At 68.7% G+C, this 16011-nt stretch carries 18 protein-coding genes and 1 pseudogene; 15 read left to right on the plus strand and 4 right to left on the minus strand.

Annotated elements, in window-relative coordinates; all coding sequences use genetic code 11:
• The 11 genes and pseudogenes from P409_RS09650 to zapE form a co-directional block, all read left to right on the plus strand.
• On the plus strand, window positions 1-666 hold a 666-nt coding region (locus P409_RS09650; RefSeq protein ID WP_034834800.1), incomplete at its 5' end, for an HpcH/HpaI aldolase/citrate lyase family protein.
• Between the two features lie 172 nt (window positions 667-838).
• Window positions 839-1246: a succinate dehydrogenase, cytochrome b556 subunit gene (gene sdhC, locus P409_RS09655; RefSeq protein WP_052120278.1), complete on the plus strand. Its 408-nt coding sequence runs from the start codon at window positions 839-841 to the stop codon at window positions 1244-1246.
• Window positions 1246-1641 carry a succinate dehydrogenase, hydrophobic membrane anchor protein gene (gene sdhD, locus P409_RS09660; RefSeq protein WP_034834803.1) on the plus strand — a complete coding sequence of 132 codons (396 nt, stop codon included), beginning with the start codon at window positions 1246-1248 and terminating at the stop codon, window positions 1639-1641. Before sdhC ends, sdhD begins: the two co-directional genes overlap by 1 nt.
• A 4-nt stretch (window positions 1642-1645) precedes the next feature.
• Window positions 1646-3436 (plus strand): succinate dehydrogenase flavoprotein subunit, encoded by a 1791-nt coding sequence (sdhA, locus tag P409_RS09665; RefSeq protein ID WP_034834806.1) that lies wholly within the window; start codon window positions 1646-1648, stop codon window positions 3434-3436.
• A 7-nt stretch (window positions 3437-3443) separates the two neighbouring features.
• Window positions 3444-4226 (plus strand): succinate dehydrogenase iron-sulfur subunit, encoded by a 783-nt coding sequence (locus P409_RS09670; RefSeq protein ID WP_034834809.1) that lies wholly within the window; start codon window positions 3444-3446, stop codon window positions 4224-4226.
• A 141-nt stretch (window positions 4227-4367) separates the two neighbouring features.
• The gene (locus P409_RS09675; RefSeq protein ID WP_034834811.1) at window positions 4368-5780 is read left to right on the plus strand and encodes a homospermidine synthase; all 1413 of its coding nucleotides are present in this window, start codon (window positions 4368-4370) and stop codon (window positions 5778-5780) included.
• Window positions 5777-6550 carry a GNAT family N-acetyltransferase gene (locus P409_RS09680; protein ID WP_034834814.1) on the plus strand — a complete coding sequence of 258 codons (774 nt, stop codon included), beginning with the start codon at window positions 5777-5779 and terminating at the stop codon, window positions 6548-6550. The genes P409_RS09675 and P409_RS09680 overlap by 4 nt, the downstream gene beginning before the upstream one ends.
• Window positions 6551-6619: 69 nt before the next feature.
• A pseudogene (locus tag P409_RS41530) lies at window positions 6620-6712 on the plus strand (DUF433 domain-containing protein); the annotation flags it as partial.
• A 23-nt stretch (window positions 6713-6735) separates the two neighbouring features.
• A complete protein-coding gene (locus P409_RS41395; RefSeq protein ID WP_430515632.1) occupies window positions 6736-6816 on the plus strand; it encodes a DUF433 domain-containing protein in 81 nt (26 codons plus the stop codon).
• Between the two features lie 18 nt (window positions 6817-6834).
• Window positions 6835-7227, plus strand: coding sequence for a hypothetical protein (locus P409_RS37880; RefSeq protein WP_152613313.1), 393 nt, complete (start codon window positions 6835-6837; stop codon window positions 7225-7227).
• 142 nt (window positions 7228-7369) lie between these two features.
• The gene (zapE, locus tag P409_RS09685) at window positions 7370-8536 is read left to right on the plus strand and encodes a cell division protein ZapE (RefSeq protein WP_034834817.1); all 1167 of its coding nucleotides are present in this window, start codon (window positions 7370-7372) and stop codon (window positions 8534-8536) included.
• A gap of 189 nt (window positions 8537-8725) precedes the next feature.
• Here zapE and P409_RS09690 read toward each other — a convergent pair whose 3' ends face one another.
• Both P409_RS09690 and mntR read right to left on the minus strand, forming a co-directional pair.
• Window positions 8726-10588: a calcium-binding protein gene (locus P409_RS09690; RefSeq protein ID WP_052120279.1), complete on the minus strand. Its 1863-nt coding sequence runs from the start codon at window positions 10586-10588 to the stop codon at window positions 8726-8728.
• 131 nt (window positions 10589-10719) lie between these two features.
• Window positions 10720-11154, minus strand: coding sequence for a manganese-binding transcriptional regulator MntR (gene mntR, locus P409_RS09695; RefSeq protein ID WP_034834819.1), 435 nt, complete (start codon window positions 11152-11154; stop codon window positions 10720-10722).
• Between the two features lie 234 nt (window positions 11155-11388).
• Here mntR and P409_RS09700 point away from each other — a divergent pair, with 234 nt between their 5' ends.
• Window positions 11389-12759, plus strand: coding sequence for an Nramp family divalent metal transporter (locus tag P409_RS09700; protein ID WP_052120282.1), 1371 nt, complete (start codon window positions 11389-11391; stop codon window positions 12757-12759).
• 93 nt (window positions 12760-12852) lie between these two features.
• On the opposite strand, the gene cysE is transcribed toward P409_RS09700, so the two are convergent.
• Window positions 12853-13710, minus strand: a complete 858-nt coding sequence (gene cysE / locus P409_RS09705) for a serine O-acetyltransferase (RefSeq protein WP_081991392.1) — start codon at window positions 13708-13710, stop codon at window positions 12853-12855.
• A gap of 290 nt (window positions 13711-14000) precedes the next feature.
• On the opposite strand from cysE, the gene P409_RS09710 reads away from it, so the two are divergent.
• The 3 genes from P409_RS09710 (at window position 14001) to P409_RS09720 (ending at window position 15581) form a co-directional block, all read left to right on the plus strand.
• Window positions 14001-14933, plus strand: a complete 933-nt coding sequence (locus P409_RS09710) for a 2-hydroxyacid dehydrogenase (protein ID WP_034834823.1) — start codon at window positions 14001-14003, stop codon at window positions 14931-14933.
• Between the two features lie 67 nt (window positions 14934-15000).
• A complete protein-coding gene (locus P409_RS09715; RefSeq protein ID WP_034834825.1) occupies window positions 15001-15300 on the plus strand; it encodes a hypothetical protein in 300 nt (99 codons plus the stop codon).
• Entirely contained in the window at window positions 15297-15581 is a 285-nt protein-coding gene (locus P409_RS09720; RefSeq protein WP_034834828.1) for a type II toxin-antitoxin system RelE/ParE family toxin, read from the plus strand. Before P409_RS09715 ends, P409_RS09720 begins: the two co-directional genes overlap by 4 nt.
• Window positions 15582-15594: 13 nt before the next feature.
• Here P409_RS09720 and P409_RS09725 read toward each other — a convergent pair.
• On the minus strand, window positions 15595-16011 hold a 417-nt coding region (locus P409_RS09725), incomplete at its 5' end, for an MFS transporter (RefSeq protein ID WP_152613315.1).

Consider the following 16011-nt stretch of genomic DNA (forward strand, 5'->3'; position numbering starts at 1 on the left):
AATGCCGCCGACACGCCCTGGGGCGCCGACGATCTGGCGGCCCTGGCCGGCAGCGGCGCCGACGGCATCGTCCTGTCCAAGGTCGAGCGGCCGGAGACGGTGAAGGCGGCCGAGGCGGCGCTGCGCCAGGCCGGCGCCCCGGACAGTCTGCAGATCTGGTGCATGGTCGAGACGCCGCTCGGCGTGCTGAACGCCGCCGCGGTCGCCGGGTCCTCGGCCCGCCTGGCCGGGCTGATCCTCGGCACCTCGGACCTGGCCAAGGACCTGCGGGCGGCGCATGAGCCGGGGCGGCAGCCGCTGCTGACCGCGCTGGGGCTGTGCCTGCTGGCCGGCCGCGCCCATGGCCTCGCCGTGATCGACGGCGTCCATCTCGACCTGGAGGACGAGGCCGGCTTCGCCGAATCGTGCCGCCAGGGGGCGGCGCTGGGCTTCGACGGCAAGTCGCTGATCCACCCGAAGACCATCGCCGCCGCCAACGCCGCCTTCGCCCCCTCGGCCGAGACGGTGGAGACCGCGCTGCGGGTGATCGCCGCCCATGCCGCGGCCGTGCAGGCCGGCCAGGGCGTCACCGTGGTCGACGGAAGGCTGGTCGAGGCGCTGCATGTCAGCGATGCGGAGCGGGTATTGGCCCTGCACCGCGCCATCGCCGAGCGCGGCGGCGCGTAGCGATCGCGCCCGCTCCACTCTAGTTGCGAATGGCTCTCATCTGCTTGAAACTATTGGCCTGTTCGTTGACTTGCTGCAGTGCGGCGCGTAAGTCACTCACGACCCGTTCAGGCTCGATCGCGACAGGCCGCGCCCGCGCCTGATGCCCATTTGCGCATCGGAGAAAATCCGCATGTCCGCCTCCGAGGCAGTTCCTCAGAAACGGCCGAGGCCTCTCTCGCCCCACCTGCAGATCTATCGTCCGCAGATCTCGAGCGCGCTCTCGATCTTCCATCGCGGCACCGGCATCGCCCTGTCCGTCGGCACCCTGCTGCTGGCCTGGTGGGTGATCGCGGCGGCCGCCGGCCCCGAGGCCTTCGCGGCGGCGCAGTGGTTCATCGGCTCCTGGCTCGGCCTCTTGATGCTGTTCGGCTGGACGGCGTCGCTGTTCTACCATCTCTGCGCCGGCATCCGGCACCTGGCCTGGGACGCCGGCTGGGGCTACGACCTGCCGACCATGCACAAGACCGGCTACGCCGTGCTGATCGGCACCGCGGTGCTGACCGTGCTGGCCTGGATCATCGGCCTGGTGGTGTGGTGATGAGCAGCAAGAACGCCTCCCTCCGCACCCCGCTGGCCCATGCCCGCGGCCTCGGCTCCGCCAAGTCCGGCTTCGCCCATTGGCGCGGCCTGCGCGTCACCGCGCTGGCGCTGATCCCGCTGACGATCTGGTTCGTGATCTCGGTGATCGCCCATCTCGGCTCGCCGCTGCCGGAGATCCGGGCCTGGCTGGGCCATCCGGTCAACGCCGCGCTGTTCATCCTGTTCATCGCCATCGGCCTGCACCACGCGGCCAACGGCCTGACCGAGGTCTATGAGGACTACGTCCACGGCCACCACAGCAAGCTGGTCGCCGACCTGGCGACCAAGGGCGTGGCCCTGTTCCTGGGGGCGGCGATGACCGTCTCCGTCCTCAAGATCGCCATGCTGGGATAACCCGATGCCCGCCTCCTACACCTTCATCGATCACTTCCACGACGTCGTCGTGGTGGGTGGCGGCGGCGCCGGCCTGCGCGCCACCTTCGGCATGGCCGAGAAGGGGCTGAAGACCGCCTGCATCACCAAGGTCTTCCCGACCCGCAGCCACACCGTCGCTGCTCAGGGCGGCGTCTCCGCCGCGCTCGGCAACATGGGGCCGGACGACTGGCGCTGGCACATGTACGACACCGTCAAGGGCTCCGACTGGCTCGGCGACCAGGACGCGATCGAGTACATGTGCCGCGAGGCGATCCCGGCGATCATCGAGCTCGAGCATTACGGCATGCCCTTCAGCCGCACGGAGGAGGGCAAGATCTACCAGCGCGCCTTCGGCGGCATGACCACCGAATACGGCAAGGGCCGCGCCTACCGCACCTGCGCCGCGGCCGACCGCACCGGCCACGCCATGCTGCACACGCTGTACCAGCAGGCGCTGAAGCACGAGGCGGAGTTCTTCGTCGAGTACTTCGCCATCGACCTGATCATGGACGAGGAAGGCGCCTGCCGCGGCGTGGTCGCCTGGAACCTGGACGACGGCACGATCCACCGCTTCTTCGGCCACCAGACGGTGCTGGCGACCGGCGGCTACGGCCGGGCCTACTTCTCCTGCACCTCGGCCCACACCTGCACCGGCGACGGCGGCGGCATGGTGGCCCGCGCCGGCCTGCCGCTGCAGGACATGGAGTTCGTGCAGTTCCACCCGACCGGCATCTACGGCGCCGGCTGCCTGATCACCGAGGGCGTGCGCGGCGAGGGCGGGTACCTGACCAACAGCGAAGGCGAGCGCTTCATGGAGCGCTACGCCCCCTCGGCCAAGGACCTGGCGTCGCGCGACGTGGTCAGCCGGTCGATGACGATCGAGATCCGCGAGGGCCGCGGCGTCGGCCCGAACAAGGACCACATCCACCTGCATGTCGAGCATCTCGACGCCGACATCATCCACCACCGCCTGCCCGGCATCGCCGAGAGCGCCAAGATCTTCGCCGGCGTCGACGTGACGAAGGAGCCGATCCCGGTCCTGCCGACGGTGCACTACAACATGGGCGGCGTGCCCACCAACGTGCATTGCGAGGTGGTCAACCCGACCGCCGAGGACCCGAACCGCGTCGTGCCGGGGCTGATGGCGATCGGCGAGGCCGCCTGCGTCTCGGTGCACGGCGCCAACCGCCTGGGGTCGAACTCGCTGCTCGACCTCGTGGTGTTCGGCCGTGCCGCCGCCATCCGCTGCGCCGAGCTGATCAAGCCCGGCCAGACGCACAAGCCGGTGCCGGCCGATGCCGGCCAGTTCGCGCTGAGCCGGCTGGACCGCGTGCGCCACGCCAGGCAGGAGGTGCGCACCGCCGACCTGCGGCTGGAGATGCAGCGGACGATGCAGAACGACGCCGCCGTGTTCCGCACCGGCCAGACCATGGCCGAGGGCTGCGAGAAGATGGACGCCACCTGGGACAAGCAGAAGGGCCTGGGCGTCGCCGACAAGTCGCTGATCTGGAACTCGGACCTGGTGGAGACGCTGGAGCTCGAGAACCTGATGATCAACGCCGTGACCACCATCCGCTCCGGCGTCGTCCGCGAGGAGAGCCGCGGCGCCCATGCCCGCGAGGACTTCCCGGACCGCAACGACGTGGACTGGATGAAGCACAGCGTCGCCTGGATCGACGAGGCCGGGAAGACCCGCATCGACTACCGCCCGGTCCATCTCCAGCCGATGACCAACGAGGTCCAGAGCTTCCCGCCGAAGGCGCGGGTGTACTGAGGACGCCATGGCCGAATTCACCCTGCCCCGCAATTCCAAGGTCCAGCCCGGCAAGACCATCCGCGTCTCCGGCGAGATCAAGAAGCCGCGGACCTTCAAGATCTACCGCTGGGACCCGGACACGGGCGAGAACCCGCGCCTGGACACCTATGAGATCGACCTCGCGCGCTGCGGGCCGATGGTCCTGGACGCGATCATCCACATCAAGAACGACATCGACTCGACCCTGACCTTCCGGCGCTCCTGCCGCGAGGGCATCTGCGGGTCCTGCGCGATGAACATCGACGGCACCAACACGCTGGCCTGCCTCAAGCCGATCGAGGAGGTGCAGGGCGACGTCAAGATCTACCCGCTGCCGCACATGCCGGTGGTGAAGGACCTGGTGCCGGAGCTGACCCACATCTACGCGCAATACGCGTCGATCAAGCCCTGGCTGCAGTCCGAGAGCCCGCCGCCGCCCGACCGCGAGCGCCGGCAGAGCCCGGAGGAGCGCGAGAAGCTGGACGGCCTCTACGAGTGCATCCTGTGCTTCTGCTGCTCCACCAGCTGCCCGAGCTACTGGTGGAACGGCGACAAGTATCTCGGCCCCGCGGTGCTGCTGCAGGCCTATCGCTGGATCGCAGACAGCCGGGACGAGATGACCGGCGAGCGGCTGGACGCGCTGGAGGACCCGTTCCGCCTCTATCGCTGCCACACCATCATGAACTGCACCAAGACCTGCCCGAAGGGGCTGAATCCGGCGAAGGCGATCGGCGAGATCAAGAAGCTGATGCTGGAGCGGGCCGGCTGATCCAAGCAGCGCTGTCATAAACGTCACAAAAAAGCGCTGGTGACCCCGGCGCTTTTTTCTTATCTACGCCCATTCTACCGACGATCTGCCCACCTGACGGAGCGATCCTGCACGCAACACACTCGAGGAGTGTCCCTGTAAATGACCCAATCTGCGCGCACACCCTTCACCGGCCGCATTCTCATGGTCGGTTTCGGCTCGATCGGCCAGGGCGTGCTGCCGCTGCTGCTGCGGCACCTGACCCTGACCTCCGACCGCGTCACCATCGTGACGGCCGAGACGAGAGGCCAGAAGGAGGCGGAGCTCTACGGCGTCCGCTTCATCCATGAACCGGTCACGCGCAGCAATTATCGGACGCTTCTCGAACCGCTGCTCGGCCCGGGCGATGCCCTGGTGAACCTCTCGGTCGACGTCTCCTCGGTGGCGCTGATCGAGCTGGCGCGGGAGCGCGGGGCGCTCTACATCGACACCTGCATCGAGCCCTGGCTGGGCGGCTACACCGACCCGAATCTCGGCCCGGCCGACCGGTCGAACTACGCGCTGCGCGAGGCCGCGCTGGCGCTGGGCCGCAACCCGGGCGCGCCGACCGCGGTGCTGACCCACGGCGCCAACCCCGGCCTGGTGTCGCATTTCACCAAGCGCGCCCTGCTGAACATCGCCGCCGCAACCGGCTACGAGCCGCCGGTGCCGGCCGACCGCGCCGGCTGGGCCGGCCTGGCGAAGACGCTGGGCGTCAAGGTGATCCATGTCGCGGAGCGCGACACCCAGGTCGCCCGCTTCCCGAAGAGGCCGGGGGAGTTCGTCAACACCTGGTCGATCGACGGCTTCGTCGGCGAGGGCTGCCAGCCGGCCGAGCTGGGCTGGGGCAGCCATGAGCGCCACTTCCCGGCCGACGGCCACCGCCATGCCGCCGGGTCGCAGGCGGCGATCTGGCTGGCCCGCCCCGGCGCCGCCACGCGGGTGCGCACCTGGACCCCGCTGGCCGGGCCGATCCACGGCTTCCTGATCACCCATAACGAGGCGATCTCGCTGGCCGACTACCTGACCGTCGGCTCCGGCGCGCAGCCGGAGTACCGGCCGACCGTGCACTACGCCTACCACCCGTCCGACGACGCGGTGCTGTCGGTGCATGAGTTCGCCGGCCGCAACTACGAGCTGCAGCCGAACAAGCGGCTGATGATGGACGAGATCACCGAGGGCATGGACGAGCTGGGCGTGCTGCTGGCCGGCCACGCCAAGGGCGCCTACTGGTACGGCTCGCGCCTGACCATCGGCGAGGCGCGCGAGCTGGCGCCGCACAACAACGCCACCAGCCTGCAGGTCACGGCGGCGGTGCTGGGCGGGCTGGTCTGGGCGATCGAGAATCCGGATCGCGGGCTGGTCGAGCCCGAGGAGATGGACCATGAGCGGGTGCTGCAGGTGGCGGCGCCCTATCTCGGCGAGCTGGCCGGCGCCTTCACCGACTGGACCCCGCTGCAGGGCCGCGGCGAGCTGTTCGCCGAGGACATCGACCCCGCGGACCCGTGGCAGTTCAAGAACATCCGGGTGGTGTGACCGGCTTCCGCCCGGTCGCCGGCCTGTCCCGCGCCGAACGGGCGCGGGTCGGCGCCCTGGTGGCCGGGCACCCGGTCTTCGCGCTGTACTGGGACGCGGCGCTCGACGCCGCGGCCGCCGGCGACCGCAGCCGGTCGGTCCGGCTGGAGCCGGAAGGCGCCATCCTGGGCATCGATTTCGACCGGCTGTCGATCTACACCCCGGTCGGCGCCGTCGGCGACGCCGCCCTCCTCTCCCTCACCGCCGATCCGCGGCCGCTGGAGCTGCACCTGACGCCGGAGCAGGCCGGCCGGCTGCGCCCCGCCTGCGGCGGCCGGCTGACGCGGGAGGACGGGCTGCGCTTCTACGCCCGGCCGCTCGCAGAGATCCCGCAGCCGGATCCCGCCTGCCGGCGGATGGGGCCTGCGGATCTGGAGCCGCTGCGCCGCTTCTACGCCGCGCATTATCCGGCCACCGTGTTCTCCGCCTGGATGCTCGACCTGCCCTTCGTCTCCATCATCGAGGACGGGCGCCCGGTCGCGGCCGGCGGCGTCCTCGCCCGCGCCGGCAACCGGGCGATGATCGGCAACTTCCTGGTCGACCCCGCCCGCCGCGGCGAGGGTCTGGCCGCGCGGGTGGTCGACGGCATGCTGGCGGCGCTGCGGGCCGAGGGCGTCACCGCGGCCCTGCTGGCCACCAACGACCTGAACCCGGCCGCCTGCCGGGTCTATGAGCGCGCCGGCTTCGCCCTGATCGAGCGCCGGCTGCAGCTGGACCTGCGCGCGGTCTGACACGCCGCCGGCTCACTCGCAGCGACCGACCAGCCATGTTAACTTTGGGCGGACGAGATGGGGAGCTCTATGGGGCAGTTGGACCGCATTACCCAACAGCCCGAGGTGATGGGTGGAAGGGCCTGCATTCGCGGGATGCGAGTCACTGTAGGCATGATCGTCGGCCAGATCGCGCCGTCCACAGCATCGACGAGATCCTCGCCGACTATCCCTATCTGGATCGCGAGGACGTGATGCAGGCGCTGCGTTATTTTACTCAAGATTAAAAAATCTCGGAGATACGAATGAACACGGAAGAGTTGCGTAAGCTTTTCGAAATAATGATAGTAAATAGTACTCCCAGATACACTTCACCCTCGGAAGCATTTTTAGGTTTATTAAAACAACAAGCTAAAGAGCATAATTTGAAGGCCTTTGCAGAAATAATGGCTGCGTGCAAAATACTTTATCCAGAAAACTATCGATATATTTCGACTAGAACTCCGGCTAAAATTTCCAACAACTATCTCACAACATTGCCAGGATTTGACTATGAAAGATTCAGAAACTGGTCGACTAACAATCCAAATTGGGCAGAATCGATTCGCAAAGGTTGTGCGGATGAAAGCCGTTTGAATGCGGCGGTTGAGTATATCAAGCATGCGGTGGCGGCTTTTGACTGGCCCGAAGCTAAATAGGCGCACAGGGGAACCACTGTAGACGAGGATGGGTTCGCGGCCGTGAACCCATCCTACCCCTGCCTGACGCGCCGTCGGTTCACCCCAGGGATGCGCCGCCTTGTCTGGCATTTCGCCGGGGCTTGCGGTAAGCACCCTCGCCATGCCCGATGTTGCAGCGCAAGACGACGAGCCGCTTGCCCTCTACCGCCGCCGGATCGCCGAGGGCGCCCTGCGGGCCGACCCGGCACAGGCGGCCGCGGTCGAAAAGCTGCAGCGGCTGCACCGGCAGCTGCGCAGCTATACCCCGCCCGAACCCGAGAGCAACGGCAACGGCCTGCTGGCCCGGCTGGGCTTCGGCCGGAAGAAGGCGCCGGCGACCGACCCGCCGCGCGGCCTGTATTTCTGGGGCGGCGTCGGCCGCGGCAAGTCCATGCTGATGGACCTGTTCTTCGACACCACGCCGGTGCCGAAGAAGCGCCGGGTGCATTTCAACGCCTTCATGCTCGAGGTGCATCAACGCATCCATGAATGGCGCCAGTCCGGCGCCGCCGCCGAGGGCGAGACAGCCGACCCGATCCCGCCGCTGGCCCGCCGCATCGCCGCCGAGGCCTGGCTTCTGTGCTTCGACGAGTTCCATGTCGTCGACATCGCCGACGCCATGATCCTGGGCCGGCTGTTCCAGGCGCTGTTCGGCCTCGGCGTGATCGTGGTCGCGACCTCGAACTGGCCGCCGGACGAGCTGTACAAGGACGGGCTGCAGCGCGACCGTTTCCTGCCCTTCATCGCCATGATCAAGAAGAAGCTGGAGGTTGTGGAGCTGGACGGCGGCCGGGACTATCGCCTGGACCGGCTGCGCGGCCGGCCGGTGTACCATTCGCCGCTGGGCGGCATGGCGCACAAGGCGCTGGCCGAGCTGTTCGCCGACCTGACCGACGGCGCCGAGGGCGCGCCGGCCACCCTGCCCGTCCCCGGCAATCGCACGCTGGAGGTGCCGCGCGCGGCGAAGGGCGTGGCCTGGTGCGATTTCGACGCGCTGTGCGCCCGGCCGCTGGGCGCCGCCGACTACCTGACCCTGGCCGACGCGTTCCACACCGTGATCATCGAGGGCGTGCCGCGCTTCACCGAGGCCAAGCGGCACGAGATGAAGCGCTTCATCGTGCTGATCGACAGCCTGTACGAGGCCCGCCGCCGGGTGGTGATCGCGGCCGAGGTGCCGGTCACCCAGCTCTATGCCGGCGACAGCCAGGCGCTGGAATTCGCGCGCACCGAGAGCCGGCTGATGGAGATGCAGTCGGTCGACTATATCGAGGCGCGCAAGGCCGCCTGATACCTGCGAGTCTCCGAATTGATCGTCATCCCGTGTCTGCACCGCGGCACGAAGTGCTGCGGTGCAGACACGGGATCTCGGCCCACCGTCGAAGAGATCCCGGTTCTGCGGCGCATCACTCCGTGCTGCGCCGCGCCCGGGATGACCAGGTCGTGAAGAGTCCGATGATTGGTTCGCTGGTATGAGCCGCTACAGCACGAAATCCGCCGCCTGCAGGCTGATCGCACCGGTCAGCGTGATGGCGAAGTCGGAGGTCCGGTCGCCGTTGAGGTCGCCGGCGATGGTGGTGACCCCGCCGCTGACGGCGTAGCGCAGCTGGCCGGCGACGCCGGTGTAGAGGCCGGTGCCGATGAAGCTGAAGGCCTGGTCGCCTGCCACCGTGACGTTGGCGTCGATCGCCGCCAGATCGATGCGGTCACCCTGGGCATGGCTGAAATCGGTGATCCGGTCGCCGCCGGCGCCCGTCGGGCTCTGCGCCGCGCTGCCATAGACGAAGCGGTCGGCACCGGCGTCGCCGGTCAGCGCGTCGGCGCCCCCTGCCCCGACCAGGACGTCGTTGCCGCCGCCGCCCACCAGGACATTGGCGCCGCTGTCGCCGACCAGGCTGTCATTCCCCTGGCTGCCGGAGAGGTTCTCGATCCCGCTCAGCGTGTCGCCCTGGGCGTCGCCGCCGCTGCCGGTGCCGGCGACGAGGCTGACCGAGACCCCGACCGTGCTGTCGTAATAGCTGGCCGTGTCGGTGCCGGCCCCGCCGACCAGCGCATCGGCGCCGGCATTGCCGCGGAGCACGTCGTTGCCGTCGCCGCCGTCCAGCCGGTCGGCCCCGGCGCCGCTATGGAGCTGGTCGTTGCCGGCCAGGCCGCTGAGCGTGTTGGCGCCGCTGTTGCCGACCAGCTGGTTGGCCAGGGCGTTGCCGGTGCCGCTGAGATTGGCGCTGCCGAGCAGCGTCAGGTTCTCCACGGCGCCGTGCACGGCCGTGGTGTTCGCCAGGCTGAAGCTGATCGAGGACCGCACCGTGTCGACGCCGTCCGAGCCGGCGAAGCTCTCGTCCACCACATCCCCGGAGTTGTCGACGACATAGGTGTCGTTGCCCTTGAAGCCGATCATCGTGTCCGCGCCGGCGCCACCGTCCAGGATGTTGTTCCCGACATTGCCGACCAGCTGGTTGGCGAGCGCATTGCCCGTGCCGTTGAGGTTTCCCGGCCCGAGCTGGAGATTCTCGATCGAGCCGCGCAGATGGGCGGAGGCGACCAGGCTGTAGCTGATATAGGAGATCACCGTGTCGGTGCCGCCGGATCCGGCGATGCTCTCGTCGACCGTGTCCAGGGCGCTGTCGACGCCGTAGGTGTCGTTGCCGGCTCCGCCCTGCATGACGTCGATCCCCGCGCCACCGTCGAGACCATTGTCCCCGGCGCCGCAGAGCAGGGTATCGTCCCCGGCATCGCCGGAGACGGTCCCGTCGAGCCTCCCCAGCCGGCCGTCGTAATAGTCGTTGCCGACACCGAGCAGAACGCCGCCCTCCATGATTCCGGTGTTGACGATGATGTCGATGCCGTCGCCCGTATCCCCCTGATAAGCGGTGAGGCCGGTGATCACGCCGCTGTTCTTGACCTTGATCGTCAGGGTCGAATCGTCGATCCGGCGAATGCCCGCGAGGCCGGAGCACTCGATCAGGCCGGTGTTCTCGATCGACCATCCGTCGAGGGTCGGATCAGGGCTGAACGGAGCGCCGCCGATCTGCACGCCGACCAGGTCGCCCCAGATCGTGCCGTGATTGACGACCGAGGACCGGTCGCCCAGCGATATGCCATAGCTGCCGCCGACATAGGCATCCGCGGTGAGGCTGACGCTGCCGCCGCTCAGCTCGATGCCGGCACGATCGCCGAAGACAGTGCCGCGGATGATCGCCCGGTGGTAGCCGGTCCCGTAGATGGCGTAGGCGTCGGTCGATCCGAGCGTCGCGCCGTCGGAGACGAAGACGTCGTCCGTGCTGCCCAGATTGGCCGGGATGCCAGAGCTGACCGTGTTCCCCGCGAAGATCTGAGTCGCCATTCCCCCCTCCGTGATCCCTGTGTCCGGCCCGGCCCATGGTGGCGGGCGGATACATGCCATCACATCCGGCGGGGCGGCGCGTCATCCGAACGGGGGAGGCGGAAAGCGCCGGTCAGGCGCAGGATGCGCGGTCAGGCCTTCATCGTCACCAGCCGCTCGAAGGCGGCCAGGGTCTCGGCGCTCACATGGTGCTCGATGCCCTCGGCATCGATCTCCGCCACCTCGGCGCTGACCCCGATCGACTTCAGGAACTCGACCACGATGCGGTGGCGTCGGCGGCAGGCATCGGCCATCTCGCGCCCGGCATCGGTCAGGAAGATCGAGCGGTACGGCCGGGCGCTGACCAGCCCCTCGCGCTGCAGCCGGGCGATGGTCTTGTTCACCGTGGCATGGGCCACGCCGAATCGCTCCGCCAGCTCGACGATCCGGGCCTCGCCCTGGCTGTCGATCAGCTCGGCGATCATCTCGACATAATCCTCGGCCGTCTCGGACTGCCGCGCCTGGCGCACCCGGCTGAACCCCGCGGCCTGCAGCCCGGTGTCCGTCGGGCGATCCTGTTCGGTCATCTCGTCTGTCCTTCGGAGCCGGAAACCTCCCGGCGCCATTGATGAGGTGGGACCGCGGTGCTGCGGTCCCATAAGGCCGGCGCGGTTGCGGCGCATCATACCGGCAGATCGGAAAATGACAAGGTGATGACGCTTGCCAAGAATTTAGCCGTGGCTACATTATACAGGACGGGGAGAAGCGAATCGGCAAACACCTTCGGCCGCTGCCAGGCAGCGGGGATGAACGAGCGCATGATGAGAAGCGATATTGCTGCCCATGAGATCGCCCCCCAGGGCAGCGCCGCCGGCTCGGGCTGGCGCAACGCGCCCGCGGCGCCGAGCCTGCCGGAGGTGCACCGCACCATCGCCGTGCCGCGGGGCGTGGGCTGGCTGCGCAAGCTGTTCGCCTTCGTCGGCCCGGGCTATCTCGTCGCCGTCGGCTACATGGACCCGGGCAACTGGGCGACCGACCTGGCCGGCGGCTCGGCCTTCGGCTACACGCTGCTCTCGGTCATCCTGTTGTCGAATGTGATGGCGATCCTGCTGCAGGCGCTGTCGGCCAAGCTGGGCATCGTCACCGGGCGCGACCTGGCCCAGGCCTGCCGCGACCACTATCCGAAGCCGGTCGCCATCGCGCTCTGGTTCCTGTGCGAGGTGGCGATCGTCGCCTGCGACCTGGCCGAGGTGATCGGCACCGCGATCGCGCTGCAGCTCTTGTTCGGCATCCCGCTGCTGTGGGGCGTGGTGCTGACCGCGCTGGATGTCATGGTGGTGCTGTACCTGCAGCACCGCGGCTTCCGGCACCTGGAGGCGTTCATCATCGGCCTGATGCTGGTGATCGGCGGCTGCTTCCTGGTCGAGCTGATCCTGGCCCAGCCGGCGATCGCCGAGATCGCCGCCGGCTTCATCCCCTCGACCCAGATCGTGACCAACCCGGAGATGCTGTACATCGCCATCGGCATCATCGGCGCGACGGTGATGCCGCATAACCTCTACCTGCATTCCTCGATCGTGCAGACCCGCGCCTTCGAGAAGACGGAGACCGGCAGGCGCGAGGCGATCCGCTTCGCCACCATCGATTCGACCGTGGCGCTGATGTTCGCCCTGTTCATCAACGCCGCGATCCTGATCCTGGCCGCCGCCGCCTTCCACACCGCCGGCCGCACCGACGTGGCCGAGATCCAGGACGCCTACCAGCTGCTGGCGCCGATGCTGGGCGTCGGCATCGCCAGCACCCTGTTCGCGGTGGCGCTGCTGGCCTCGGGCCAGAACTCGACCCTCACGGCGACGCTGGCCGGGCAGATCGTGATGGAAGGCTTCCTGTCGATCCGGCTGAAGCCCTGGCTGCGGCGGCTGATCACCCGCGGCATCGCCATCGTGCCGACGGTGATCGTCACCGCGATGTATGGCGAGAGCGGCACCGCCCAGCTTCTGGTGCTGAGCCAGGTGGTGCTGAGCCTGCAGCTGCCCTTCGCCGTGGTGCCGCTGGTCGCCTTCACCAGCGACAAGGCCAAGATGGGCGCCTTCGCCAACCCCACCTGGATGAAATGGACCGCCTGGCTGGTCTCGGCGGTGATCATCGTGCTGAACGTCAAGCTGCTGTTCGACTGGGTCACCGGGGCGTAGCCGAGACCGCTCGTGCCAGCGCCGGGCCCTGCCGAAGCTGTCGGTCATGGCGGCCCCTCCGCTGCCTGCGGAGGGGAGCCTAACCCGACGATCTCAGATCACGAAATCGATGCCCGGGGGGACCGGGATCGAGTGGTCCATGGTGAGGGCCGGCAGCGGCTCCGAACACGAGCCGACGATGCGGGCGGGGACACCCACCGCCGTCCGGTGCGGCGGCACATCGGCCAGGACCACGCTGCCGGCGCCGATCTTGGCGCCCTCGCCGATCTCGATATTGCCGAGGATCTTGGCGCCGGCGCCGATCAGCACGCCGTCGCGCACCTTCGGGTGGCGGTCGCCGCCGACCTTGCCGGTGCCGCCGAGGGTGACGCCGTGCAGGATCGAGACGTCGTTGCCGACCACCGCGGTCTCGCCGATGACGACGCCGGTGCCGTGGTCGATCAGCAGGCCCCAGCCGATCCGGGCGGCCGGATGGATGTCGACCGCGAGGCTTTCCGACACCCGGCTCTGCAGGAAATGGGCCAGCGCGGCGCGGCCCTCGCCGTACAGCCAGTGGCCGATACGATGCCACTGCAGCGCGTGGAAGCCCTTGAAGAACAGGAACGGCGTCAGGTGGTCGCGCGCCGCCGGGTCGCGGTCCTTGATGGCGTCGAGGTCCAGCACCGCATGGCCGGCGATCGTGGGGTCGGCGCGCATCGCCTCCGCCGCCAGCGCCAGCAGCCGGTCATGGCACGCGGTGTCGCATTCCAGCTTGGTCGCCAGCAGGCGGGCGAGCGCATCGCTGAAATCGGCGGCGCCGAGCACGATGCGTTCGACCACGGGCGCCAGGATCGCTTCCTGCCGCGCCAGGATGGCGGCGGAATCGCGCATCAGCGCGAACACCTCCGCGTTCCGGTCGAACGCGAATGAGCCGGCGGCGTCAGCCTTCCGCGCGAGGGCGGTGTCGGGCATGGCCTCTTCCCCTTTGCCGGGCCGGGCGGCGGGGAGGCCCGCCCGGCACAATGACCATGGAGAGGAAATAGGCCTTCCCCGGCCGCTTGTCATCAGCGCAGATAAATTCTTTGGTATACACTTATTGTTTTGTTAATATTTTTATTTTAGCAAATTCAGATTGCAGTTTTGTCCGGGAGAAGACCAGCCCCATGGCTTCCGAAACCCCGGCCGCCTACCTTCGGGGCTCGCCATGACGGGCCGGGATTTCGTACCGTCGGCCGGACCGCTGATCCCTGGAGAACCGCCCCATGCCCGTCGCCGTCTTCGCCTCGGCCACCGATGATCCCGCCCAGTGGCTGCCGGCGCTGCGCGAGGCGATCCCGGCGCTGGAGGTGCGGGTGTGGCCGGAGATCGGCGACCCGGCCGGGATCGACTACGCCATCGTGTGGAAGCCGCCGGCCGGGATGCTGACGGCGCTGCCGAACCTGAAGGTGATCTATTCGCTCGGCGCCGGCATCGACGCGATGCTGCGCGACCCGACCCTGCCGGCCGAGGTGCCGCTGGTGCGCATGGTCGACCTCAGCCTGAGCGAGGGCATGGTCGAGTACGTGGCCGAGCAGGTGCTGGCGATCCACCGCCAGGCGCGGACCTATCGCGCCCAGCAGGCGGCGGGGACATGGGTGCAGCACGACCAGCGGCTGGCCCGCGACACCACCGTCGGCATCCTCGGCCTCGGCACGCTGGGCGCCGCCGCGGCGCGGGCGCTGACGGCGCTGAACTTCCGGGTCGCGGGCTGGAGCCGCACGCCCAAGGCGGTGGCCGGGGTCGAGGGCTTCGCCGGTGCCGCGCAGCTGGACGCCTTCCTGGCGCGGTCGGAGATCCTGGTCTGCCTGCTGCCGCTGACGGCGGAGACCGAGGACATCCTGGACCGCCGCCTGTTCGCCGCCCTGCCCCGCGGCGCCTGGGTGGTCAACGCCGGGCGCGGCCATCACCTGGTCGACGCCGACCTGATCGCGGCGCTCGATTCCGGCCATCTGGCCGGCGCGGTGCTGGACGTGTTCCGGACCGAGCCGCTGCCGGCGAGCCACCCGTTCTGGACCCATCCGAAGCTGGTGCTGACGCCGCATATCGCCGCCAGCAACAACGCGAAGTACGCGACCCAGCGCCTGGCCGAGCAGATCGCCCGCTTCGAGCGCGGCGAGCCGATGGAGGACGTGGTCGACCGGTCGCGGGGGTATTGAGAGGTGCCGGATATCGTCGAGGCAATACCAACATGGTATATACTGCGTTGATACCCAGGAGACCTCGATGCCGAAAGAAGCGATGTTCACACTCAAGCTGGAGCCGGAACTGCGCGAGCAGTTCATGGCCGAGGCTGCGGCTGCGGATCGGCCGGCGTCCCAAATCATCCGTGAATTCATGCGCGACTTCGTCCGGCAACAGCGCGCGGCACGCGAGCATGACGAATGGTTTCGCGCCGAGGTCGAGCAGGCCATGCGGGAGGCCGACGATCCCAGCGTGAAGCGCATTCCGCAAGAGGAAGTCTCCGCCAAATGGCGCCGGCAACGGGCCGAATTGGTGAAACGTGCCGGTGAGCGGACCGAGTGAAGATCGAGTGGCTGCCCGTGGCGGAGAAAAACCGGGCCAGCCAACTGGCCTATGTCGCCGAGAGAAATCTCTGGGCCGCGATCGACATGGGTGATGCCATCGAAGCAGCCGTAGAGCGTCTGGTCGAACACCCGCACATCGGCCGGCTTGGCCGACGCGAGGGCACGCGCGAACTGGTGGTCGTCGGCACGCCCTACGTGATTGCCTATCGGATCGAATCCGAGACCGTGGTCATCCTGCGGCTCCTTCACGGAGCGCAGAGATGGCCACGCCGCTTGTGAGGGCCGGCGACGGTCACGACGTCGCCCGGCGTAGGGTCGACAGCAGGGCCAGGGCGGCGCACAGCGCTCCCGCGGCGAAGGCGGCGGAGTAGCCGAACCGCGCCGCCACCAGCCCGATCACCGGGCCGGTGGCGGCCAGGCCGATGTCGAAGAAGGCGACATAGGCCCCCAGCGCGGCGCCGCGGCTGGCCGCCGGCACGCGCTTCACCGCCTCGACCCCGAAGGACGGGAAGACCAGGGAGAAGCCGGCCCCGGTCAGGAAGGCGCCGGCCAGCGCCACCTGCGGCACCGCGGCCGCCCACAGCAGCAGCAGGCCCAGCGCCTGGACGGCCAGCGATCCGGCCGCCACCCGGGCGCCGCCGGAAGCGGTCGGGGAAGTGTCCCGAACAGCAGGCCGCGCCAGGATCGGTAGGCGGCCGCCGAAGGCGCT

The organism is Inquilinus limosus MP06, assembly GCF_000767795.1.
Classification (GTDB): Bacteria; Pseudomonadota; Alphaproteobacteria; order DSM-16000; family Inquilinaceae; genus Inquilinus; species Inquilinus limosus_E.